This is a genomic window from Orbus sasakiae (assembly GCF_039542345.1).
In the GTDB taxonomy this organism is placed as follows: domain Bacteria; phylum Pseudomonadota; class Gammaproteobacteria; order Enterobacterales; family Orbaceae; genus Orbus; species Orbus sasakiae.
The window spans coordinates 94,507-117,946 of record NZ_BAABHY010000003.1; the positions used below are offsets into that span (position 1 = coordinate 94,507).

17 protein-coding genes, 4 tRNA genes and 1 pseudogene are annotated in these 23,440 nt (G+C 36.8%); 11 read left to right on the plus strand and 11 right to left on the minus strand.

The genetic code is table 11. The features are described 5' to 3' along the window. Nucleotides 1-8 precede the first annotated feature (8 nt). On the minus strand, nucleotides 9-692 hold the full coding sequence (locus ABEA36_RS09075; RefSeq protein WP_345491326.1) for a LexA family transcriptional regulator: 684 nt from the start codon (nucleotides 690-692) through the stop codon (nucleotides 9-11). Nucleotides 693-1,318: 626 nt separating this feature from the next. On the opposite strand from ABEA36_RS09075, the gene ABEA36_RS09080 reads away from it, so the two are divergent. Beyond that, nucleotides 1,319-2,500, plus strand: a complete 1,182-nt coding sequence (locus tag ABEA36_RS09080) for an FAD-dependent oxidoreductase (protein ID WP_345491328.1) — start codon at nucleotides 1,319-1,321, stop codon at nucleotides 2,498-2,500. A gap of 34 nt (nucleotides 2,501-2,534) precedes the next feature. On the opposite strand, the gene ABEA36_RS09085 is transcribed toward ABEA36_RS09080, so the two are convergent. Beyond that, complete coding sequence (locus ABEA36_RS09085) at nucleotides 2,535-2,927, minus strand: winged helix-turn-helix transcriptional regulator (RefSeq protein WP_345491330.1); 393 nt, start codon at nucleotides 2,925-2,927, stop codon at nucleotides 2,535-2,537. A gap of 104 nt (nucleotides 2,928-3,031) precedes the next feature. Between ABEA36_RS09085 and ABEA36_RS09090 the strand changes: the two are divergent. Then, nucleotides 3,032-3,571: pseudogene (locus ABEA36_RS09090) on the plus strand (NAD(P)H-dependent oxidoreductase). 98 nt (nucleotides 3,572-3,669) lie between these two features. Here the strand turns inward: ABEA36_RS09090 and gyrB are convergent. The 9 genes from gyrB to codB form a co-directional block, all read right to left on the minus strand. Next, nucleotides 3,670-6,081, minus strand: a complete 2,412-nt coding sequence (gyrB, locus tag ABEA36_RS09095; RefSeq protein WP_345491332.1) for a DNA topoisomerase (ATP-hydrolyzing) subunit B — start codon at nucleotides 6,079-6,081, stop codon at nucleotides 3,670-3,672. A gap of 42 nt (nucleotides 6,082-6,123) precedes the next feature. Beyond that, the gene (recF, locus tag ABEA36_RS09100) at nucleotides 6,124-7,200 is read right to left on the minus strand and encodes a DNA replication/repair protein RecF (RefSeq protein WP_345491364.1); all 1,077 of its coding nucleotides are present in this window, start codon (nucleotides 7,198-7,200) and stop codon (nucleotides 6,124-6,126) included. Between the two features lie 57 nt (nucleotides 7,201-7,257). After that, nucleotides 7,258-8,361 (minus strand): DNA polymerase III subunit beta, encoded by a 1,104-nt coding sequence (gene dnaN, locus ABEA36_RS09105; protein ID WP_345491334.1) that lies wholly within the window; start codon nucleotides 8,359-8,361, stop codon nucleotides 7,258-7,260. A 25-nt stretch (nucleotides 8,362-8,386) separates the two neighbouring features. Next, nucleotides 8,387-9,763, minus strand: a complete 1,377-nt coding sequence (gene dnaA / locus ABEA36_RS09110) for a chromosomal replication initiator protein DnaA (RefSeq protein ID WP_345491336.1) — start codon at nucleotides 9,761-9,763, stop codon at nucleotides 8,387-8,389. Between the two features lie 231 nt (nucleotides 9,764-9,994). Beyond that, nucleotides 9,995-11,044 (minus strand): porin OmpA, encoded by a 1,050-nt coding sequence (gene ompA, locus ABEA36_RS09115; RefSeq protein WP_345491338.1) that lies wholly within the window; start codon nucleotides 11,042-11,044, stop codon nucleotides 9,995-9,997. Between the two features lie 208 nt (nucleotides 11,045-11,252). Then, nucleotides 11,253-12,152: a recombination-associated protein RdgC gene (locus ABEA36_RS09120; RefSeq protein WP_345491340.1), complete on the minus strand. Its 900-nt coding sequence runs from the start codon at nucleotides 12,150-12,152 to the stop codon at nucleotides 11,253-11,255. A gap of 97 nt (nucleotides 12,153-12,249) precedes the next feature. Continuing rightward, entirely contained in the window at nucleotides 12,250-12,999 is a 750-nt protein-coding gene (locus tag ABEA36_RS09125) for a MipA/OmpV family protein (protein WP_345491342.1), read from the minus strand. A 111-nt stretch (nucleotides 13,000-13,110) separates the two neighbouring features. Further along, the gene (locus ABEA36_RS09130; protein ID WP_345491344.1) at nucleotides 13,111-14,388 is read right to left on the minus strand and encodes a cytosine deaminase; all 1,278 of its coding nucleotides are present in this window, start codon (nucleotides 14,386-14,388) and stop codon (nucleotides 13,111-13,113) included. After that, entirely contained in the window at nucleotides 14,385-15,632 is a 1,248-nt protein-coding gene (gene codB / locus ABEA36_RS09135; RefSeq protein ID WP_345491346.1) for a cytosine permease, read from the minus strand. Before codB ends, ABEA36_RS09130 begins: the two co-directional genes overlap by 4 nt. 287 nt (nucleotides 15,633-15,919) lie before the next feature. Here codB and glnS point away from each other — a divergent pair, with 287 nt between their 5' ends. The 9 genes from glnS to ABEA36_RS09180 form a co-directional block, all read left to right on the plus strand. Further along, the gene (gene glnS, locus ABEA36_RS09140) at nucleotides 15,920-17,578 is read left to right on the plus strand and encodes a glutamine--tRNA ligase (protein ID WP_345491348.1); all 1,659 of its coding nucleotides are present in this window, start codon (nucleotides 15,920-15,922) and stop codon (nucleotides 17,576-17,578) included. A gap of 318 nt (nucleotides 17,579-17,896) precedes the next feature. Further along, entirely contained in the window at nucleotides 17,897-18,397 is a 501-nt protein-coding gene (locus tag ABEA36_RS09145; protein ID WP_345491350.1) for a DUF2165 family protein, read from the plus strand. Nucleotides 18,398-18,554: 157 nt separating this feature from the next. Further along, a complete protein-coding gene (tcdA, locus tag ABEA36_RS09150) occupies nucleotides 18,555-19,361 on the plus strand; it encodes a tRNA cyclic N6-threonylcarbamoyladenosine(37) synthase TcdA (protein WP_345491352.1) in 807 nt (268 codons plus the stop codon). A gap of 304 nt (nucleotides 19,362-19,665) precedes the next feature. After that, entirely contained in the window at nucleotides 19,666-22,374 is a 2,709-nt protein-coding gene (gene adhE / locus ABEA36_RS09155) for a bifunctional acetaldehyde-CoA/alcohol dehydrogenase (RefSeq protein ID WP_345491354.1), read from the plus strand. Between the two features lie 181 nt (nucleotides 22,375-22,555). Further along, nucleotides 22,556-22,631 (plus strand) — tRNA-Thr (locus tag ABEA36_RS09160). Between the two features lie 33 nt (nucleotides 22,632-22,664). Then, nucleotides 22,665-22,749: transfer RNA gene (locus tag ABEA36_RS09165), tRNA-Tyr, on the plus strand. Nucleotides 22,750-22,904: 155 nt separating this feature from the next. Then, nucleotides 22,905-22,979: transfer RNA gene (locus ABEA36_RS09170), tRNA-Gly, on the plus strand. 2 nt (nucleotides 22,980-22,981) lie between these two features. Further along, nucleotides 22,982-23,057, plus strand: a tRNA-Thr gene (locus ABEA36_RS09175). A gap of 269 nt (nucleotides 23,058-23,326) precedes the next feature. Beyond that, nucleotides 23,327-23,440: GTP-binding protein (locus tag ABEA36_RS09180; RefSeq protein WP_345491367.1), on the plus strand; the 114-nt coding region annotated here is incomplete at its 3' end.

The window sequence follows — 23,440 nt, forward strand, 5'->3', positions numbered from 1 at the left end:
TTCATTTTTTAGCAGGTATTTTTGATAATCTGAACAACATTACCTATAATTTTATACTGACTAAACTCTTCTCTTGGCACTAAAATCGTCACACATTGTGAATTATTGCAAAGCAACTTCCAGCCATCAATTGTTAATCGAATACGTCGTAATAATGTCATATCTTCATATTCTAAAAGATAAAGACCACCGGTTGTGATTTCTTTGATATCAGTATTAATGATTAATCCATCATTGTGACCGATTTCAGGCTCCATTAAATCGCCTTTTGCCCAATACATGAGTAATTTTTTGGGATCAAATCCAAAATGTGACAACCAACCTTCAAGTAAAGGGTAATTCATGACAGGTGGTGTACCATTAACGAATTTATGTGTTCTCGCTTCCTCAGGAGTTGGCAGCTGCTTATGATAGACAGGAATGCGATAGATGAATTCATTATAGACATCATCATTATCGACTTCGGCAATACCTTCAAAGCGAATGCCTGTTGCAAGCCAATCGTAAGATACATTACATTGTTCTGCAATCGTTGCGAGACGACTTAACGAGGGGTAAGTTTTACCCGATAGATAATCTCGAATCACGGTTTCAGACATGTTGCATCGTTTAGCAAAGGCTGATACAGAATCACTTTGCATAACTTCTGCCAAACGGTTTTTAAAATTTTTCACGCTTTTATTTATTATCACAAGTATTTCCTTTTTTTTTATGCATAAAAATTTATTATATATTATAAATTATTTTTTTTCTTCAATACAAATCAATAATAAACACAACTTTAATCACAATTTATCAAATCATTTAGTGAAAAAGTGATCTTTTGCATAAAATCTTATTTTATTGAGTAGGAAAAGCACCACAAGTGTTTAATATTATGACAATTTTCGTCGAAGCTATCTTCATAAATGAGACAAAAATTGTTTTATTTCGCCGATGCGAATATGATGCCAGCCCTTGGCTCATCGTGCTTGGTTAGCTATTGTAAAACAATTAAATCACCAAGCTTAAATTTTATTAAACGCTGTTTTTTTATTTTTTTGTGTTGTTATGTTTATTTTTGTTTATTATTTATTCGTAAAAAAGTTTGATTCTATTTTTTAAGCGTGATATATTGACCTTAATATAAGGTTTTTATTGTTTTACCTTCCTTATATTCTTACTTTCATCTTTGCCCACTTAATGTGGGCTTTTTTATGTTTTTATTATCATCCCCGTAAACATCCCAGTGTTCTCATCAACATACTGCGCTATAATATTGCTTGTTATAAATCGATGTCATGTGCTAACAAACTAGATACTAGCTAAAGAGGTTATTGTGGTTGATTTTGATGTTGTGATTATTGGTGGTGGCATTGTTGGTTTAGCAACGGCTTGTGCTTTAAAACAGACCAAAATGAACATTGCGGTGATTGATGCCAAACACGATCTTTATCAAGAACTTGCTGAGAACGAGGTGAAGATTCGTGCTTCAGCAATCAATTTAGCGAGTAAACACTATTTTGAACAAATCGGCATTTGGTCTGAGCTGGAACGTAGTGGGCGAGTTTTAGTATTTGACTCAATTGACGTTACTGAGCGACAAGGGTTTGCGAGATTATCAGCTAATAGCGCATCATTCCATTATGATCAGTTAGGCTATATTATTGAAAATCAATTGATGCAAAATACACTGTACCAGTGTGCTAATACGCAAAGTAACATTACATTTTTTCATCAACCGGTCAATGACCTGTTTTTTAGTTCTGACCGCGGTTTTGTTGAATTAAGTGATGGCTGCAAAGTCGCCGCTAAATTGGTGATTGCCGCAGATGGTGCTAATTCACTTATTAGAAAAAAGCAAGGAATGACTCTCTTAAAAAAACCTTACCGTCATCAAGCTATCATCGCCACGGTAAAAACTCAATTTGCTCACCAATCTTGCGCCAGGCAAGTCTTCTATGCTGATGGCATCATTGCTTTATTGCCGTTATGGCAATCTCATTTAAGTTGCCTGGTCTGGTCAACGAAACCACAATTCGCTTCAGACTTATTGATAAGGCCCCCTCATTTATTTAATCAACAATTAAGTGAGCTGACTGAACATTGTCTTGGTGATTGCTCATTAGTCAGTGAACGTGAGCTTTTCCCATTAGTGGCGCGTTATTGTCCAAAACCCGTACAAGATCGGTTAATCCTAATTGGTGACGCGGCACATACTATCCATCCTTTAGCAGGCCAAGGTGTCAATTTAGGACTGCAAGATTCTAAACAGTTAGTTGATGTGATTATTAAAAATTATTTAGCTCATAAAGACTTTGGTTTAAAACGTATATTCAACCATTACCAATTTATGCGCCATAAAGATACGATGATGATGTTAACGGCTATGCAGACGATTCAAGATACCTTTGATGGCGCATCGCCAATTAAAAAATTAGCGAGAGGCATTGGGATGAATATGATCAATACAACTCCCTTCATAAAACAACATCTGGTTAAATATGCATTAGGGTTATAGTTTTTACACTATAATCACCTATTATGATAAAAATTTAACGAATATTTTGTACCGTTGAGTTGAAGATGTCGTCATCATTTCGTTGCGCAATGGTAAGTGCCCATGAACATAGTTCAGCTAACGCAGGGCAGACTTGATGGCCTAAAGGACTTAGTGCGTAAATGACTTTTATTGGTGGTTTTTCACCAAATACTTGACGGGTAATCAGGCGATCTTTTTCCAATTGTTTCAGTTGTAGACTTAATGTCATTTCGGTAATTGCAGGCATATCTTTCTTTAATTCATTAAAACGTTTCTCGCCGTTTTTAAGGTAATGCAAAATCACACCTTTCCATTTCCCACCAATTAAATCCATCGCCATGCTGATCGGGCAATCATAATATTTATCATTATAAATGATTTTGCTTGATTTGATTTTTGTTCCCATTATGACCTCACTATCTATTTTGATAGATATTGTCATAAAATAATTTTTAAGTAAACTATTTATATTAACTATAAAATTGATAGCTTAAATAACAAGGATATATTATGGCATTAATCATATTGGCCCATCCCAATACAACACAGTCGATTGCTAACAAGACAATCGTTGATACGGTAAGTCAAAACTTGCCAAATAGTGAAATTCGCAATATTCATCAGTACTATCCTAATTACAATATCGATGTTAAAGCCGAACAAGCGGCATTATTACGGCACGATTTTATTGTGTTATAGTATCCAATGTATTGGTTTAACATGCCTGCAATTTTAAAAATATGGTTTGATGAAGTTTTTACCTATAATTTTGCTTATGGTTCACAAGGTGATAAATTAAAAGGCAAAAAATTATTACCCAGTCTAACCATTGGGCAGCCTGAACAAAATTTTCAGCAAAATGGTCACCATATGATTTATGATCTATTACAACCTGTTAAGCAGTCAGCACAGTACGCTCAGATGGTTTATCTTGAGCCGATTTTGCTGTACGGTGTTTCAACAGTGTCTGGGCACAGTCAGCAAACTATTGCGGATAAAGCGCATCAACATAGTTTGAATTTGATTGATAGAATCAGGCAGGGGAAATAACATTTTAGCTTTACCCACCGATTTTTTAGGCATAAAAAACCAGACACTAAGTCTGGTTTGATATATCAGTAATTGCCGGATCCGATAATAATAATTGACTAGAAGTCGAGGTTTGAGGCTTTTAATGCATTTTCTTCAATAAAGGCACGTCTTGGCTCAACTTCATCACCCATCAGCGTGGTAAATAAAAGGTCTGCTGCGATCGCATCTTTTATGCTCACTTGCAGCATGCGGCGGCTCGTTGGATCCATTGTGGTTTCCCATAACTGATCTGGATTCATTTCACCTAATCCTTTATAACGTTGGATAGTTAAACCTCGTCGCGATTCTTTTACAAGCCATTCAACGGCAGATTCAAAACTGCTAATAGGCTCTTTTCTTTCTCCACGCTGAATAAACGCACCCTCTTCAATTAAGCCTTTTAATTGTGAACCTAAGTGACAGATATTTTTATATTCGTTACTGTGTGCAAATGCCAGATCCAGATTGTAGCGATTATCAACACCATGTGTTCTGATTTTGATAATCGGAATATAACGTTGTTTCGCTTCATTGTAATCAATTTCATAGTGATAAAGATTACCGTGTTGCTCTTTTTCTGTTAATTTTCCAGTTAATTGTTTAGCCCATGCGTCAGTTAATTGCTGATCTTGCATCACTTCTTCAGTTAAAACATCATGATAAATTAATTCAGCAAGTAACGTTCTTGGATAACGACGTTCCATTTTACCAATCAATTTTTCAGTTTTTTGATACTCAGCAATTAATCGTTCTAGCGGTTCACCGGCTAAAGCTGGGGCATGGTTATTTACATGCAATGATGCGCCTTCTAAGGCTAAGGCTATTTGATATTCAGTCATCGCATCATCGTCTTTAATGTATTGTTCTTGTTTGCCTTTTTTTACTTTATACAGTGGTGGCTGAGCAATATAGACATAGCCACGTTCAATAATTTCAGGCATCTGACGATAGAAAAACGTGAGTAATAAGGTTCGAATATGTGAGCCATCGACGTCGGCATCTGTCATAATAATGATGCTATGGTAACGCATTTTATCCGGATTATATTCGTCACGACCAATACCGCAGCCTAAGGCTGTAATTAAAGTCGCCACTTCTTGTGAAGAGAGCATTTTATCAAAACGCGCTTTTTCAACGTTCAAGATTTTACCTTTGAGAGGTAAAATCGCTTGATTTTTGCGGTTACGCCCTTGTTTGGCTGAGCCTCCCGCAGAGTCCCCTTCCACAAGGTAGAGTTCAGATAATGCAGGATCTTTTTCTTGGCAGTCAGCAAGCTTACCTGGTAAACCGCCGAGATCTAATGCCCCTTTACGTCGGGTCATTTCACGTGCTTTACGCGCGGCTTCGCGAGCTCTTGCTGCATCAATAATCTTACCAACAACAATTTTAGCATCGGTTGGGTTTTCTAATAGATATTCTGATAATTTTTCAGCCATAATGGATTCAACAGCTGATTTAACTTCAGATGAAACCAGTTTATCTTTAGTTTGTGATGAGAATTTAGGGTCAGGTACTTTGACGGAGACGACGGCAATTAAGCCTTCTCGAGCATCGTCACCCGTTGCACTGATTTTCGCTTTTTTACTGTAACCTTCATTATCCATATAACTGTTGAGTGTGCGAGTCATTGCACCTCTAAAGCCCGCTAAGTGAGTCCCACCATCACGTTGTGGAATATTATTTGTAAAACAGTAAATGTTCTCTTGATATCCATCATTCCATTGCAGTGACACTTCTACACCAATGCCGTCTTTTTCTGCACTAAAATAGAAAATTTTGGGATGTATTGGGGTTTTATTTTTATTTAGGTATTCAACAAAAGCTTGGATACCACCTTCATAATGATAATGTTCACTTTTACCTGTTCGTTCATCAAATAATTTGATAGAAACCCCAGAGTTTAGAAATGAAAGTTCTCTTAAACGTTTGGCTAAAATTTCATAAATAAATTCGATATTGGTAAACGTTTGTGGGCTTGGCCAAAAACGTACGTAGGTACCACTTTCAGTGGTATCACCAACAACAGCAAGTGGTGCTTGTGGCACACCAAGATGATAAATTTGCTGATGAACTTTATTATCACGATAGATAATCAGTTCAAGTTTATCGGATAATGCATTTACAACAGAGACACCAACACCATGCAAGCCGCCGGAAACTTTATATGAATTATCGTCAAATTTACCGCCTGCATGCAGTACAGTCATAATGACTTCAGCCGCAGATACGCCTTCTTCTTCATGAATTCCTGTTGGGATACCACGGCCATCATCGCGCACAGATACCGAATTATCTGTATGAATCGTCACTTCAATATGACTACAGTAACCAGCAAGTGCTTCGTCAATGGCATTATCGACGACTTCAAAAACCATATGGTGCAAACCTGTACCATCATCAGTATCGCCAATGTACATACCCGGGCGTTTTCGGACAGCATCAAGGCCTTTTAGTACTTTTATACTTGAGGAATCATAAGAATTAGACATGTATTTCTCGCTAGAACATCATTTAACTGATTAGTAATAAAATTATGCTGAAATTATACCAGATTTTATGTAAAAAATCTTGTCATTTTCATCAACCATTGCTTGAATTTGTTCTTGATCAACAGCAGTGATAAAAACTTGTGAACCGGTTGATTTTAGGCGCTTAGCAAGTAGTGTGCGTTTTGATAAATCCAGTTCTGAAGCAAAGTCATCAATCAAGTATAAACAAGACTGATTAAGTTGTTCTGCATAGAACTCGCCTTGTGCCAATCTTAAAGCGCACATCAACAGTTTTAACTGACCGCGAGAGAAGAGGGCTTCAATCGGGGTATTACCAATTTTTAATCGTAAATCCGCTTTATGTGGACCGACTGATGTATAGTTTAACAGTTTATCGCGTTCAAAATTATCGACCAGAAGGGTTGCATAATCGGTTGATGAATCCCAACCTGAGTAAAATTGACATTCGAGTGAATATTCGGGTAAAAAGTCATGGCTTGTTTTGATGATTTCAGGTCTAATTTGCGCAATATAATCCTCGCGAATTTGACTGACTTTATTGGCAACAGGAACGAGTTCTTTATCCCAAGGCAGTACCTGATTGTAGTGTATTGTATTTTTGAGTAAGGCATTACGCTGTTTAAGTAAACGACGTAGGGTATTCCATAGTGAAATAAACTCTGGATAGTGATGGAAACACCCCCAATCAATAAACGCCCTGCGATATTTTGGGCCACCGGTCAGTAAATCAAAACCTTCAGGCGTAATCAATTGCATGGGTAGTAATTTGGCAAGTTCTGCTAATTTATAGCCTTCATCATTATCAATTTTAATTTTATTGTCACCACTACGTGCTTTCGACAAACCGACGGTGTGAGTTTGCTGATTTGGCGCAATGATTTTACTAAAAAGAATTAATTCTGATTTATTGTGTTGGATAATTCGACTAGAAAGTAGGTGACGAAAGGCTCGACCATGACCCAACATATAGATCGCTTCTAGAAAACTGGTTTTACCACTGCCATTATCTCCAATAATAAAATTGAATGTGGATGACGGTGAAATATCGGCAAAATCGATATTACGGAAATCATGAATTTTAAGCTGTGCGATGGTCATAGGATTGGCAAGCATAATATATTCAGCAATGAACTGCTGAATATATTATTGGATGATTTATAAACGCATTGGCATAACAACATAGGTTGCTGACTGATCATTAACATCTTCGACTTGAATACTGGATGTTGAATCAGATAATAACATCTGTACCGTATCGCATTTTAGCGTATTTAATACATCAAGTAAGTAGGTTACGTTAAAGCCAATCTCTAATGGTTCGGCGTTATATTTTACATCAATGATTTCTTCTGCTTCTTCCTGCTCAGGATTATTTGCGGTGATTTTAACTTGATTATCCTGTACGTAAAGTCGAATGCCTTTAAACTTTTCATTGGATAAAATGGCTGCACGCGATAGCGCATTTCTTAAGTTTTCACATGAGGCTTCTAATGTTTTATCGGGATTACGTGGTAAAACTTTTCGATAATCAGGAAATCGTCCATCAATGAGTTTTGATGTAAATGTAAGATCAGCTAAATTGACCCTTAAATTATTACTACCAATTTGAATATTGATTAATTCATCACTATCACTGGCCAGTTTGGCTAATTCAAGAACACCTTTACGAGGCATAATTACGGAACAGGCTGTTGGAATGTTTTGACCAACGGGTAGGGCACAAACGGCTAAGCGATGACCATCCGTAGCTACCGTTTTGAGTAAGTTATTCTCGGTTTCAAATAACATCCCATTTAAATAGTATCGTACATCTTGGTTTGCCATTGAAAACTGAACAGAATCAATGAGTTGTTTTAATGTTTTTTGCGGAATAGAAAAATCCGCATCGCATTGCCAATTTTCCAAGTTAGGGAAGTCGCTGGCCGGTAATGTGGATAAGGAAAATTTGCTGCGTCCTGATTGAATGGCTAAACGATTATCATCTAATGATATCGAAATTTGAGCATCATTGGGTAGACTGCGGCAAATATCCAGAAATTTACGTGCAGGTACCGTTGTTGCACCTGATTCATTTGATTCAATAAGAGGCAATCTGGCAATCATTTCGATTTCAAGATCGGTACCGGTCATCGATAAAACATTATCACTGACTTGTAATAGTAGATTACCTAAAATAGGCAGTGTTGGGCGACTGCTCAGTGGCGCACTAACAAGCTGTAATGGTTTGATTAGTTTTTCACGATCAATAATAAATTTCATAGTATTGTTCTTTATTTAAAAATAATTATGTTGAAAGTGTTCGTATTAAATTGGAGTAATCTTCTTTAATATCATTACTTTCTTCCCTTAATTCCGCAATTTTACGACAAGCATGTAAAACCGTTGTGTGATCTCGTCCACCAAAACCATCACCAATTTCAGGCAAGCTTTTATTGGTGAGTTCTTTTGCCAATGCCATTGCGACTTGTCTTGGTCTTGCTACGGAACGAGAACGCCTTTTTGATAATAAGTCAGATACCTTTATTTTATAATATTCTGCAACGGTTTTCTGAATATTTTCAATAGTAATGAGTTTTTCTTGTAAAGCAAGTAAGTCTTTTAAAGCATCTTTAACAAAATCGATATTAATTGCTTTACCTGTGAAGTTGGCATTAGCAATAACACGATTTAAAGCACCTTCGAGCTCTCTCACATTCGAACGCAATCGTTTTGCGATAAAAAAGGCCACTTCTTCTGGTAATTTGATGCGATTTTCTTCTGCTTTTTTCATTAAAATCGCAACGCGTGTTTCCAGTTCTGGTGGCTCTATTGCAATCGTTAAGCCCCAACCAAAACGTGATTTTAAACGGTCTTCAACGCCATCAATCTCTTTTGGATAACGATCAGAGGTTAAAATGATTTGTTGATTACCTTCTAATAAGGTATTAAATGTATGGAAAAACTCTTCTTGAGTTCGCTCTTTATTGGCAAAAAATTGAATATCATCAATGAGTAATGCATCAACTGAGCGATAATAATTTTTGAAATCATCAATCGCATTATTTTGCAGTGCTTTCACCATATCTTGTACAAACCGCTCAGAATGCATATAAATCACTTTCGCATTTTTTTTACTTTGTAAGATTTGGTTACCCACAGAGTGTAATAAGTGTGTCTTCCCTAATCCAGTTGACCCGTAAATAAAAAGGGGGTTATATGCTTTACCTGGATTCTCGGCAACTTGTTTTGCAGCTGCATTTGCAAGTTGGTTTGATTTACCTTCAACAAAACTATCAAATGTGTATTTGGGATTAATACCCGATTGATAAACAATATTTTCCGTTGCCTTTTTTATTTTCCATTTTGGCAGAGATGCGGCAGGTTGTTCATCGTGTTGTGCTGCTGTCGAATCTTGTTTGACAGTATTGACATTATGCTTTGGTGACCCAACTTCCATATAGACTTTTGGCGACTGGGTATTTTGTAATTGGCCAAGCAGCAATGAAATTTTTGATAAGTATTTATTTCTGACCCAATCTAATACGAAACGATTAGGGGCATAAAGATAAAGTTTATCGTTGTTTATTTCAGCTTGTAGAGGTCTAATCCATAAGTTGAATTCTGTTGGGGTTAGTTCTTCTTGCAATTGAGATAAACATGTTTGCCAGACCATTGTAGACACAAGAACTCCAAATATTGGTGATATACATAAATTATCCACAAAATAATGTGAATTTAATTATTTTATTGTGAATAAAAAAATATATGGTTTATTTCTGATTGTTTTATAAACAAAAATAACGCTATAAGCTACAGATTTGATTTTTACTATTGTAATAGATGTGTATAAATAATCAATAAAAAAACCCGGTCAAATAACCGGGCTTTTGGAAAACAAAAGCTAACACATTAATTATTTTGTATTATCTTTTTTATCAGTTACTTCAACTTCTTCAACAGTTTTAGCTTTAACTTCGATCTCTACGCGACGATCTGGTGCTAAACATGTTTTAAGATCTGCACCTTTAAGTGCATTACATTGGTCGCCAGTAACTGGTTGTGATTTACCAACACCACGAGCAGAGATTAAGTCAGCTGGAACACCTTTAGATAATAAGTAGTTCATAACTGATTTAGCACGTTGTTCAGATAATTTTTGGTTGTAACCAGCAGAACCGATACGGTCACTGTGACCAACTACAACGATCGCACTTTCAGATGGGTTAAGTTTAACTAATGTTTTAATTAACTCATCTAACGCTGCTTGACCTTCAGCTTTAAGATCTGATTTAGCATAACTAAATAGAATATCTTCGCTTAACACATAACGGTTTTCACGAACTTCTAATTGTGTTGCTGGTGCAACAGCTGGTGAACCTAAACGGTAAGTTACACCGAACGTTAACAATGAGTTATCTGGACGAGTTGGACCTTCGTTGTTGATGTTGTTAACCCATTGATACTCTAAACGAGTAGAAAAATCTTCATTTAAACGGTAATCAAGACCAAGTGCATAAGTAGGAGATACGCTTGTATTGCTGCTACTGTTACCGCCTGATTTCCATTTAGTAGTATGAATGAAGGCACCTGCACGTGCATAGATGTCTAAATCATCAGAAATAAATGATAGTGGGTAGCTTACTTTACCAGTGAAAGATGCACCGTGAACGGTTAAGTCACCAGTAGTATTGCTTCCATTAGTTTTGTATGAAAGTTTACCTAACCAGTCATAACCTAATTCAGCTGCAAGGTATGGATTTGCTTGATAACCAACAAATGCTCCACCACCTACGCGGTTGTTGTCTACTTTTTCTGTTCCTGGTACTTTTTGAGAATTAGTATCATAATACTTAGACCAACCAAGTTTACCACCAACATACCAAGTATTTTCTGGTAATGCAGCGTTAGCTACAGATGTAATGCTAGCAATTGCCACTGCTAGAGCTAAAGTTGTTTTTTTCATTTTGTCCCTCAACTTAATGTTGTGTTTATAATCATTTCCAATAGTTACTTTAAACTACCAGAAATAATGCTTGATTTCTCTTCTTATTATTATATAGAAATACTTATTAGTAGTATACCATGTGAAATTTGCATTGGTATAGATAATTTTAACTTTTATTGAATAAAATCATTTTGCTAGCTGTTTTCTATATATAATAACAATTAGTCTAATTAATGATTTTAATCAAAGAGTTAATTGTATCTGCTAAGGCATTTGTCATGATGACAAAATCAGCCTCAAGTTTCCTATCTCTTTCTTCTGGCATAAAATCTTCATTTTTATCCAGAATATCACCTTCAAATTTAATTCGTTTTAATGTGTAATCACGATTTAAAATGAAAGATAAGCCCCGTTCATCAACTAGCTTGAGTTTACTAACTTGCTTACCTGCATCAATATGCACGAAAATTTCGTGACTATCAATTTCTTGATGCTTACAACGCACAATTTGCTTATCTTCAACGGCATCTTTGAGCTCAACTTCATCACCCAATTTAATATCGGGATAAACAACGGCATTTCTAACCCAGTCGGTCATTGTTTTTTCAAGTGGCGTTTCTGTTGATAGTGGCGTTAATGCAAGGCTCCCCATCTCTTTTCTTAGTAATGCAAGTAAATCTTCCGCTTGTTTAAAACTTGCACTATCAACTATCACGCGTTTATGTTTTGTATCAAGCCAAAGCCAAATATGCTGATATTTGCTGAATGCTCTTGGTAGTAAATCAATAAAGACTTCATCTTTTAACGATAATTTTTCTGCTTTTTTGAGTTTTCGACCTAAGGCATCTTCTTGTTTGTTAATTTTGTCTGCTAAAGCTTGTTTAACAACGGATGAGGGTAAAATTTTGATTTCTTTTTTTAAGCGAAGCAATAACTGGCCATCAATATCAATTAATAGTGGATTATCGCCATGTTCACCGTAGGGAGATACCCAACCTGACTTGGCGCTATCAGTATTACCACATGGCATAAATGGATTGGCATTGATTGCTTGCTCAACAATATGTTTATCGAGTAAGTAATCTTTATTAAGCTGGTAAATAATGGCATTTTTGAACCAAAGCATAGTGATGATTTTTCCTTAGCGATTTAGCGTCACGCATAAACCCGTATTGGGCCAGCCTAGTTATTGTAAATTGAATTAGGCGTAGACTCAAATAAACTTAAAATGTGTAGTTAATGCCAGCAAACACACTTGGTATAGTGCTATGGGCAATCATTGGACTCTTTTTTACATCTCCCGTTAATCTGTCGACGCGCGCACCAAGATAAGTGGTGAAATGTTGATTAATTGTATAATAACCGGTTACCGAGATGTACGGTGTAAAAGTACTTTTGGCAGAATAAGCAGCAAGACCAGAACGTTGCGATTCACTTTCTGAAATTCCATAATAATAATTATTATGTTTTTTATTTGCCCAATTAAAACCCACTTCAGGCACGATAAATAGCTGACCAAATGTCAATAATGTTGTGTAATCTGCGTTAATGATCACACTATTGCTTTCATCAAGCACATCAGCCGCAATACTAGCGGTAAAATTACCAATATTGGTTGATCGTGTATATTCGACTTGTGCAAGTAATGTTGAGTGACGTTTATTAAGCTGTTTCATTTGTAAATCATCACTGTGCTTGGGTTTAAACTCTAATGGTAAATAGGTCAATGCAACAGATAATTCATGAACATCATTATGATATAGATAGGCGCCTGCGGTAAAATTATCAATAAAAAAAGTATCATTATCAAATGTAATATTCGGTAATGGGTAATAATCATTACCATATCCTTTATATTGAGAATGGCTCCAGCCCATACCCAGACCAATTGATGGAGCATTTTCTGCATGTGCTAAAAATGAAAAAGGCCACGATAGAAGCATTGTCATCAGTGAGAATGTTTTTTTATTCACAAATATTCCTTGGGATTAAAGTTTTCGTTATAAAATTTTATTGCACATTGTATCGATTTTACATATCAATCTTTAACGAGAAGTGCCATAACTTATGCTATGGCAAGTGATTTATCGGAAGGTGACAAGTTCATCATGTTCATTAACAATAAAGGATTTAGCCAGTTCGGTTCTGGCGATGACTTTTCCTTGTCGAATTGAATAATGAACGGGCGTTTGTCTGCGCACTGCATCAAAACCATTTTCAGCAGGTAGAATTAATAAGTTTGCTTGATGACCTGTTTCAATTCCGTATTGATGTGAGGCAAGATTTAATGTTTTAGCACTATTGTTTGTGATAAATTCAATTCCTTGATTGATTTGTTCGTACCCCATTAATTGGCAAACATGTAACCCCATGTGAAGAACTTGTAACATATTTGCGGTACCCAGTGGATACCATGGATCGAAAACATCATCATGACCAAAACAAACATTGATTCCCGCTTCTTGCAGTTCTTTTACTCGGGTAATACCACGTCGTTTGGGGTAGCTATCAAAGCGTCCTTGTAAATGAATATTAACCAGCGGATTTGCGACAAAATTGATTCCAGACAGTTTTAAAATACGAAACAAACGTGATGTATAAGCACCATTATAAGAATGCATTGCGGTCGTATGACTCGCTGTTACTTTATGTCCTATCTGATATTGATAGGCAAGTGCGGCAACGGTTTCAATAAAACGAGATTGTTCATCATCAATTTCATCGCAATGCACATCAATTAAGCGGTCATATTTTTGAGCAAGTTCAAACACAAAATGTAACGACTCAACCCCGTATTCCCGAGTGAATTCAAAGTGTGGAATAGCACCTATCACATCCGCACCTAATTGGACAGCTTGTTCTAACAATTCTTTACCATTTGGATAGGATAAAATCCCTTCTTGTGGAAACGCAACGATTTGCAAATCAATCCATGGCGCAATTTCTTCTTTCACTTCAAGCATGGCTTTTAATGCGATTAATGACGGGTCGGATACATCAACATGGGTTCGCACATGTTGGATACCGTTGGCAATTTGCCATTTTAACGTTTTTAATGCGCGTTCTTTCACATCATGATGTGTGAGCATTGATTTACGTTCAGACCAGCGCTCAATGCCTTCAAAAAGTGTACCAGATTGGTTCCACGCCGGTTGCCCTGCTGTTTGAGTAGTATCCAAATGAATATGTGGTTCAATAAAAGGTGGAATGACCAGACCGTTTTCGGCATCAATATCACATGTGATTGAGGTCGTTTGTTGCGTTATTTTCCCAAATTTGCCATTAATGACCTCTATTTCCCACAAGCCATTTTTGTTTGCTAAATGGGCATTTCCAATAATATATGTTGTTTGATTACTCATTTTCGCCCTCGAGATAATCGGAGTTGTCTTGCTAATAATGTCATTATAATATAACTCATTGCACTGCCTAGTACGGAATTAATGGGTACCACGCCAGGTAGATATTTAGCGCAAATAATCCCAACAGCAACAGCCACTAAAGAAATCCAGTTAATTTTACGCTTACTACCATTAGCCAATGATTGATAGCGTTTTTTATGCATAAAATAGTCAGCAATAATAACACCGCCAATAGGCGGGATTGCTGTTGATAAAAAGGTTAACCAACCTACAAAATTATTATATAACCAAACTGCACATAAAGTCCCAATTATACCATTTACCATTGACATGGTTTTACTCGATAAGCCTGTAATATTTGCCATACCCAGTCCAGACGCATACAACGCGTTATCATTGGTGGTCCAGATATTTAGTCCGAGAACAATAATAGCAGGAATCAGTAATCCCTGTGCAATCATGACATCTGAAATGTCCGCTTGTCCAACTGATGCTGCACCAGCAGCACCAAAAATAAACATTAACGAATTACCAAATAAGAACGAAATAATGGTAATAATAAACACATGGCGTGCACGTTTACCAAAACGGACAAAATCAGCGGTCAACGTCCCTGCACTAATAAACGAACCCACAACAATCGTTAATGCTGTCGCAAATGGAAGTGGCTCTGATGGCGTGATATCCATTAAAGCATGTAGTCCACCAACATCATTTACCGCAACCCAAACCGAATAACAGCCTAGAATACCAATTGCAGGAACTGCAATAATCGATAAATAAAGCAGTGCTTTGATACCTTCAAAAGCAACGGTGATCGTCATCAAAAAACCGAAAACACCAATCAAGATATATTCATTAATACCTGTTGCTTTACTTACTGGAAATGCAAACATGGCCAGACCAACACCAAACCAACCAACTTGAGTTCCACCTAATAGCAAAGACGGTAACCATGAACCTTTACGCCCAAATGAAAAACGGGCTAGAAGATGGGTGGAGAAACCGGTTTTAGCACCAATATAGCCTAAGATTGCACTATATATTCCCAGCAATAAGTTACCAATAAACAATGCAAAAAAGAAATGACTAAATGTAAGCCCTGTCCCAAGCTTACCTCCTGCCCACATACTGGCAGAAAAAAACGTTAAACTTAACATTATAAATGTGAGTGAAATGGCGCCTTTTTTAGCCGATGGTGGAACGGCTTCTTGGCTAAAATTATGATCTTTTGTTTTTGACATAACGATTCCAATATGTGTCTAATCCATTAATGGGCGCACATTATAATGATTTTTCGAGGCTAAACTACCACTTAACTTGTTGATAATATTTAATTGATTGAAATATAAATAGTATTATTTTTGAGACAAAATTGGGTATCACTATTACGATTGAATATTTGCTTTGATTTTCAATCAAATAATTCTAATTTAATAACATTCACGAATAGTAAAAAATTTGTTATATTCACAGGTTAAGATTTCAAAAATGCCTTAAGGCAACACAAATTTAGATTTAGGGGAATTTTATGAGCGAAGTTGAAGCTCGTCCAACAAACTTTATTCGTCAAATTATTGATGCTGATTTAGCCGATGGAAAGTATCAAACAATTCAGACGCGTTTTCCTCCAGAGCCAAACGGCTATTTGCATATTGGTCATGCTAAAGCCATTTGCTTAAATTTTGGTATTGCTCAAGATTATCGGGGTAAATGTAACCTGCGTTTTGATGACACGAATCCGGTCAAAGAAGACGTTGAGTATGTTGAATCGATCAAGCATGATGTACAGTGGCTTGGTTTCCATTGGGATGGTGAGGTACGTTATTCATCAGACTATTTTGATCAACTTTATCACTATGCCATTGAGCTGATTCAAAAAGGGCTGGCTTACGTTGACGAATTATCTGCTGAAGAAATTCGTGAATACCGAGGCACACTTACTCAACCAGGCAAAAATAGCCCATATCGTGACCGCACCATTGATGAAAACTTATCGTTATTTAATAAAATGAAAAATGGTGGTTTTGAAGAGGGTAAAGCCTGTCTACGTGCAAAAATTGATATGGCATCTCCATTTATTGTGATGCGAGATCCTGTTTTATATCGTATTAAATTTGCCAATCATCACCAAACTGGTGATACATGGTGCATTTATCCTATGTATGATTTTACTCATTGTATTTCGGACGCAATTGAAAATATCACACACTCACTTTGTACATTAGAGTTTCAAGACAATCGTCGTTTATACGATTGGGTATTGGATAATATTACCATCGCTTCACGACCACACCAATATGAGTTTTCTCGTTTAAATTTAGAATATGCGATTACCTCAAAGCGTAAATTGAACTTATTAGTGAGTGAAAAAATCGTTGATGGTTGGAATGATCCTCGTATGCCTACCGTCTCGGGTATGCGTCGCAGAGGTTATACGCCGGCGTCAATCCGTGATTTTTGCCAACGAATTGGTATTACCAAACAAGAAAATACCGTTGAGATGAGCACACTTGAATTTTGTGTACGCGAAGACCTGAATCAAAATGCACCACGTGCAATGGCTGTGCTTGATCCCGTTAAAGTGATCATTGAAAACTTTTCTGAAAAATTGGATGAAGTATTAACCATGCCGAATCATCCTAATCGCCCAGAACTTGGTCATCGTGACGTTGCATTTACGCGGGAAATCTTCATAGATCGTGCTGATTTTCGTGAAGAAGCGAACAAAAATTACAAGCGTCTAGTATTAGGTAAAGAAGTGCGTTTGCGCAACGCGTATGTTATTCGTGCAGATCGTGTTGAAAAAGATAGTGAAGGAAATATTACGACGATTTATTGTTCCTATGATCCAACCACATTAAATAAAAATCCTGAAGATGGACGTAAGATAAAAGGAGTGATTCATTGGGTGTCAGCGAAGTTTGCATTGCCTGCCGAAATCCGTCTTTATGATCGTTTGTTTAATACACCAAATCCAGGTTCAGCAGATGATTTTCTATCAACCATTAATACGGATTCTTTAATTATTAAACAAGGCTTTGTTGAACCAAGCTTGCGTGATAGTAAGGCAGAGTTTGCTTACCAATTTGAACGAGAAGGCTATTTCTGTTTAGATAGTAAATATGCAACAGCTGATAAATTAGTGTTTAACCGTACGGTTGGATTACGTGATAGCTGGAGTGAGTAATATTGTAAACAATAATGCCAAGAGAAAACCGCTTTTAAGCGGTTTTTTTATACTTATCATCTTATTTAGCAAAACGTGCTTCACATTATTTTAAATACCGGCCTGCTATAACCCAAGAACATTATAGTGCAGTGATAAGTGGTAATATTTTAACGAAAATTTAGATTGATAACTAATATCGTTTTCAGCGATTGATGTTAGCGTGATTTACCATATTGCAGGTGTATGTAAAGAGTGCTGTAATGAGTTGTAAACACCTGCTTTGCAATTATTTATAATCAATATTGGGGCAGTGTTATTAACATTGAGGGAACAAATATGATTATACGTTTATCTAAGATAGTTATGGTTATGGCAATCGCGTTTTTTGCCAGTTTAGTCGCTTTTGGTAACATAACGGATTATCAAACCAATTTTGCTTTTGTCCACCATGTGTTTGCCATGGATACTATCTTTCCTGATGCAACAATTAAATATCGAAGTATCGAGTCACCGATCATTCAAAATCTTGGCTATATCTTTATTATTTCACTTGAGACATTAACCGCCGTTTTATGCTGGATTGGTGCATTTAGTTTATTAAAATCAATTAAGCTTGATGCTAAAGCCTTTAATAAGAAAAAACGCATTGCTATCGTTGGGTTAACACTTGGCTTTTTAGTTTGGCAAGTCGGTTTTATGTCTGTCGGTGGTGAATGGTTTGGTATGTGGATGTCAAGTCAATGGAACGGGGTCCCTGATGCATTCAGATTCTTTATCACCATCATTTTAGTCTTACTTTATCTTATCCAAAAAGACGGTGAATTAAGCGATAATTAATTTCGTCTACGCTTTATCGAGCGCAGTTTGTGATGACACACAGCAAATTGCGCTTAAATATATTACTCACTGATCTGCCTTTATCCCAGTTCTTGGTATTGAAAAAGAGTAAAATCATCCCATATAAAAACAAACACTCATTAATATAATTATTACTATGTCATTACTACCATCTTATTATCAACGTTTTAGTGGTATTGCTCGGCTATATGGTGAGCAAGCACTTACTGCTTTTTCTCAGTCTCATGTCTGCGTTATTGGTATTGGGGGCGTTGGGTCTTGGGTTGCTGAATCACTTGCGCGTAGTGGTATCGGGCAAATTACGCTAATTGATATGGATGATGTTTGTATCACTAATACTAATCGACAAGTGCACGCATTAAAACAAAATATTGGGCAAGCTAAAACAGAGGTGATGGCAGAGCGTATTTTGCAGATAAACCCTGAGTGCAGCGTTAATTGCATTGATGATTTTATTAATCAAAATAATGTAAGTGAGTACTTAGGCACCCAAGCAAACCCTCGCTATCATTATATTATTGATGCAATTGACTCGGTGAAGGATAAAGCTGCGGTATTAGCTTATTGTCGACGTAACAAACTCAAAGTGATCACTATTGGTGGTGCGGGCGGACAAAAAGATCCGACAAAAATAGCAATTACTGATTTAGCAAAAACTGTACAAGATCCTTTAGTTGCTAAATTACGTGAAAGACTAAAGAATGAATATAAATTAACGAAAGATAGTAAAGGAAAATATGGTATTGCCTGTGTTTACTCTATAGAACAGTTGACTTATCCCGCAGTAAATGGCGGTGTTTGTCTAACGAAGAGTCAGGCTCAAGGTCCCAAAAAAATGGACTGTGCGTCTGGATTTGGAGCAATAACCACCGTGACGGCGACATTTGGTTTTGTCGCGGTGAGTTACATACTCGATAAATTAGCGAGTAGACGGGGTGGATAGCGGTATTTTTATTGATGTTGATCGCTTGTTTTTTAGTCACCCTTAGCTCTTACTCATTTTCCCTTTCTAACCTTGCTAAATCAAGGTTTTGTTATTAACTTGAAGAATTACGAAACCTTAGTTACACAAATTGTGCGGCACATCACGATTTGCTTATTGAATCAAAGTATAAACTGATTTACGATAGTGTCATTCGTCTAAAAGTAATAAAAAAATAAATAGAAACTGCGTGGCAAACCAAAGCCCTAAGAATGACGGCAAGATTTAAACTTAAACTTAAACTTTAAAATTAGGAGATAGTCATATGGCAGTAACTAACTTAACTGAGTTAGATAAATTGATTGTGCGAGTTAAAAAAGCACAAGAAGTCTATGCAACTTTTACTCAAGAACAAGTGGATAAAATCTTTGTCGCCGCAGCAACTGCCGCAGCAGCAGCTCGTATTCCATTAGCGCAGCAAGCCGTTGCTGAGTCAGGGATGGGAATTGTTGAAGATAAAGTCATTAAAAATTTGTTTGCAGCTGAGTATATTCTTAATAAATTTCGTCATGAAAAAACCTGTGGTGTTATCGCTGAAAATGAACCTTTTGGTACTATCACTTTGGCGGAACCATTAGGTATTATTTGTGGTATCGTACCAACAACTAACCCAACTTCAACCGCCATTTTCAAATCTCTAATTAGCTTAAAAACACGTAATGCAATTGTTTTTTCACCTCATCCAAGAGCAAAAAAATCAACGATTGAAGCGGCCAGAATTGTGCTTGATGCGGCTGTTAAAGCGGGTGCACCAAAAGATATTATTGGCTGGATTGATGAACCATCAATTGAATTATCAAATGGTCTAATGCACCATCCTGATGTTGCCGCTATTCTTGCAACAGGCGGTCCTGGTATGGTGAAAGCAGCTTATAGTTCAGGTAAGCCTGCATTAGGTGTTGGTGCAGGGAATACGCCTGTTGTTATCGATGAAACAGCTGATTTAAAACGCGCTGTCGCATCGGTTTTAATGTCTAAAACCTTTGATAACGGAATGATCTGTGCATCAGAACAAGCTATTGTCGTTGTTGATTCAGTCTATGATGAAGTTCGTCGTTTACTCGCTGAATTTGGCGCTTATGTCCTTGATGCTAAAGAAACAAAAGCGGTACAAGGTATTATTTTAAATGATAAAGGTGCTTTGAATGCCAATATCGTTGGTCAACCAGCAGCTAAAATCGCTGAAATGGCAGGTATTAAAGTACCATCAGCAGCCAAAGTCTTGGTTGGTGAAGTCAGTAAGGTTGATCTTTCTGAGCCATTTGCTCATGAAAAATTATCACCAACTCTTGCAATGTTCAAAGCAACAGACTTTGCAGATGCTGTTGAGAAAGCTGAAAAATTAGTTGAAATGGGTGGTTTAGGGCATACCTCTGTCCTTTATACAGATCAAGATGCAAATCGTGATCGTATTGCCTATTTTGGTAGTAAAATGAAAACATGTCGTATCTTAATCAACCAACCAGCTGCACATGGTGGTATTGGTGATTTGTATAACTTTGATTTAGCGCCATCGTTAACACTTGGCTGTGGTTCTTGGGGCGGCAACTCAGTGTCTGAAAATGTCGGTCCAAAACACTTAATCAATAAAAAAGTTATCGCGAAGAGAGCAGAAAATATGTTATGGCATAAACTACCAAGTTCAATCTATTTCAAACGTGGCTCATTACCAATCGCATTAAATGAGGTTATTGAGCAAGGTGCAAAACGTGTCTTTGTTGTGACCGATAAATTCCTATTTAATAATGGTTATTCAAAACAAATCACTGATCAATTAGAAGCACAGGGCATCATTTGTGAAACATTCTTCGATGTTGAAGCGGATCCAACATTAAGCATTGTTCGTAAAGGCACGGAAGCGATGGTCGCATTCAAACCGGATACGATTATTGCTTTAGGTGGTGGTTCACCGATGGATGCGGCTAAAATCATGTGGGTTCTTTATGAACACCCTGAAACAAAATTTGATGAATTAGCATTACGTTTTATGGATATTCGTAAACGTACTTGTCACTTCCCGCATATGGGTGAAAAAGCAAAATTGATTTGTGTCACAACAACATCAGGTACAGGATCTGAGGTTACACCTTTTGCGGTAGTCACTGATGATGCAACGGGTCAAAAATACCCATTAGCGGATTACTCAATTACACCACATATGGCGATTGTTGATGCTAATTTAGTGATGAATATGCCAAAATCACTTTGTGCGGCAGGTGGTTATGATGCTGTAACTCATGCCTTAGAAGCGTATGTTTCGATTATGGCAAGTGAATTCTCTGATGGTCAGGCTCTACAAGCATTAAGTCTATTGAAAATGTATTTACCAGCAAGTTACAAAGAAGGGGCTAAAAACCCGCTTGCTCGTGAGAAAGTGCATAGTGCATCAACACTAGCGGGCGTCGCGTTTGCACAAGCATTCTTAGGCGTTTGTCACTCAATGGCTCATAAAATTGGTGCTGCGTTCCATATTCCACATGGTGTTGCTAATGCGATGTTGATATCTAACGTGGTTCGTTTTAATGCTACAAATAAACCAACAAAACAGGGCACATTCAGTCAATATGGTTATCCAAAAGCGATTGCTCGTTATGCTGAAGTCGCCGATCATTTAGGCTTAACTGCCGCATTAGATAAAGATGAGAAGAAAGTTGAGAAATTATTAGGTTGGTTAGAACAACTTAAGAAAGATCTTGATATTCCGTCATCTATTCAAGAATTTGGTGTGAGCGAAAAAGCGTTCTTGGCTCAAGTTGATCAACTTGCTGTTGATGCATTTGATGACCAATGTACTGGCGCTAACCCACGTTATCCATTGATTGCTGAATTAAAACAAATTCTTCTTGATACTTATTATGGTCGTGCATATCAAGATAAAGGCGATATTAGTGAAGATGTTGCGGTTAAAACTGCAGCAAAAGGCGCAGCTAAAGTAAAACCTGTTAAAAAAGCAGCATCAAAATCGACAAAATAAAATATTTTGTTGATATATTTTTACGGTTAAAGCCCCATTTATGGGGCTTTTTAGTGAGCATTATTGTATCAAAAAATCAGCAAAATGAGGGTTTTTGTTTTTTTTTTAAGCAAACTAAATAAAAATGTTTTTTTTTGCTTGCAAAGGGTAGTTAATCTAGTCTACAATGCGCAGCACTTAGGCCGGCTTAGCTCAGTAGGTAGAGCAACTGACTTGTAATCAGTAGGTCGCCAGTTCGATTCCGGCAGCCGGCACCATTTTCCTAAGTACAAAATTAAGTTTAAATTTCGGGTGGGGTTCCCGAGCGGCCAAAGGGAGCAGACTGTAAATCTGCCGTGTCACACTTCGAAGGTTCGAATCCTTCCCCCACCACCATTTAAATCCTTTCTTAATGAAAGTTTGATTTAAAGTAAAGTGAAATTTAAATGTCGATTTCGTTTTATAGTTGTACCACTAAATGGTCTGTTGTAATAAGAATCAAGTATATCAGATTACTAACAAAACATTTAGATAGCCAAAAGTTTGAACATGCGGGCATCGTATAATGGCTATTACCTCAGCCTTCCAAGCTGATGATGCGGGTTCGATTCCCGCTGCCCGCTCCAATGCTGATATAGCTCAGTTGGTAGAGCACACCCTTGGTAAGGGTGAGGTCGGCAGTTCGAATCTGCCTATCAGCACCATATATTCACTCCTTAATGTCATATTCTTTCAATCTTTTGGTAAATAATTGTTGTTTAGGGTTTAGGTCCTTTATTTTAACAAATTATTTATTGAGTTTCCGACTATAAAACTTGTAACAAGATAGGTTTATCTGATATTATTCAGAGCTAATTTTTTATGTCAGTATTATTTGCTTTAATATGAGTTTTTTATTATCTCAAAAAGTATATAATGCTAGGTTAATGTGGTGTTTTTACACCGATTTGTATTACATTTAGAGGGACTATAAATGTCTAAAGAAAAATTTGAACGAAAAAAACCCCACGTTAACGTAGGTACAATCGGCCACGTTGACCATGGTAAAACAACTTTAACAGCAGCGATCACAAGCGTACTTGCAAAA

Coding starts and splice junctions, on each gene's coding strand:
- ABEA36_RS09085 (WP_345491330.1), bottom strand. CDS start 2,927: ATGGGAACAAAAATCAAATCAAGCAAAATCATTTATAATGATAAATAT.
- gyrB (WP_345491332.1), bottom strand. CDS start 6,081: ATGTCTAATTCTTATGATTCCTCAAGTATAAAAGTACTAAAAGGCCTT.
- recF (WP_345491364.1), bottom strand. CDS start 7,200: ATGACCATCGCACAGCTTAAAATTCATGATTTCCGTAATATCGATTTT.
- dnaN (WP_345491334.1), bottom strand. CDS start 8,361: ATGAAATTTATTATTGATCGTGAAAAACTAATCAAACCATTACAGCTT.
- ompA (WP_345491338.1), bottom strand. CDS start 11,044: ATGAAAAAAACAACTTTAGCTCTAGCAGTGGCAATTGCTAGCATTACA.
- ABEA36_RS09120 (WP_345491340.1), bottom strand. CDS start 12,152: ATGCTTTGGTTCAAAAATGCCATTATTTACCAGCTTAATAAAGATTAC.
- ABEA36_RS09130 (WP_345491344.1), bottom strand. CDS start 14,388: ATGAGTAATCAAACAACATATATTATTGGAAATGCCCATTTAGCAAAC.
- codB (WP_345491346.1), bottom strand. CDS start 15,632: ATGTCAAAAACAAAAGATCATAATTTTAGCCAAGAAGCCGTTCCACCA.
- glnS (WP_345491348.1), top strand. CDS start 15,920: ATGAGCGAAGTTGAAGCTCGTCCAACAAACTTTATTCGTCAAATTATT.
- ABEA36_RS09145 (WP_345491350.1), top strand. CDS start 17,897: ATGATTATACGTTTATCTAAGATAGTTATGGTTATGGCAATCGCGTTT.
- tcdA (WP_345491352.1), top strand. CDS start 18,555: ATGTCATTACTACCATCTTATTATCAACGTTTTAGTGGTATTGCTCGG.
- adhE (WP_345491354.1), top strand. CDS start 19,666: ATGGCAGTAACTAACTTAACTGAGTTAGATAAATTGATTGTGCGAGTT.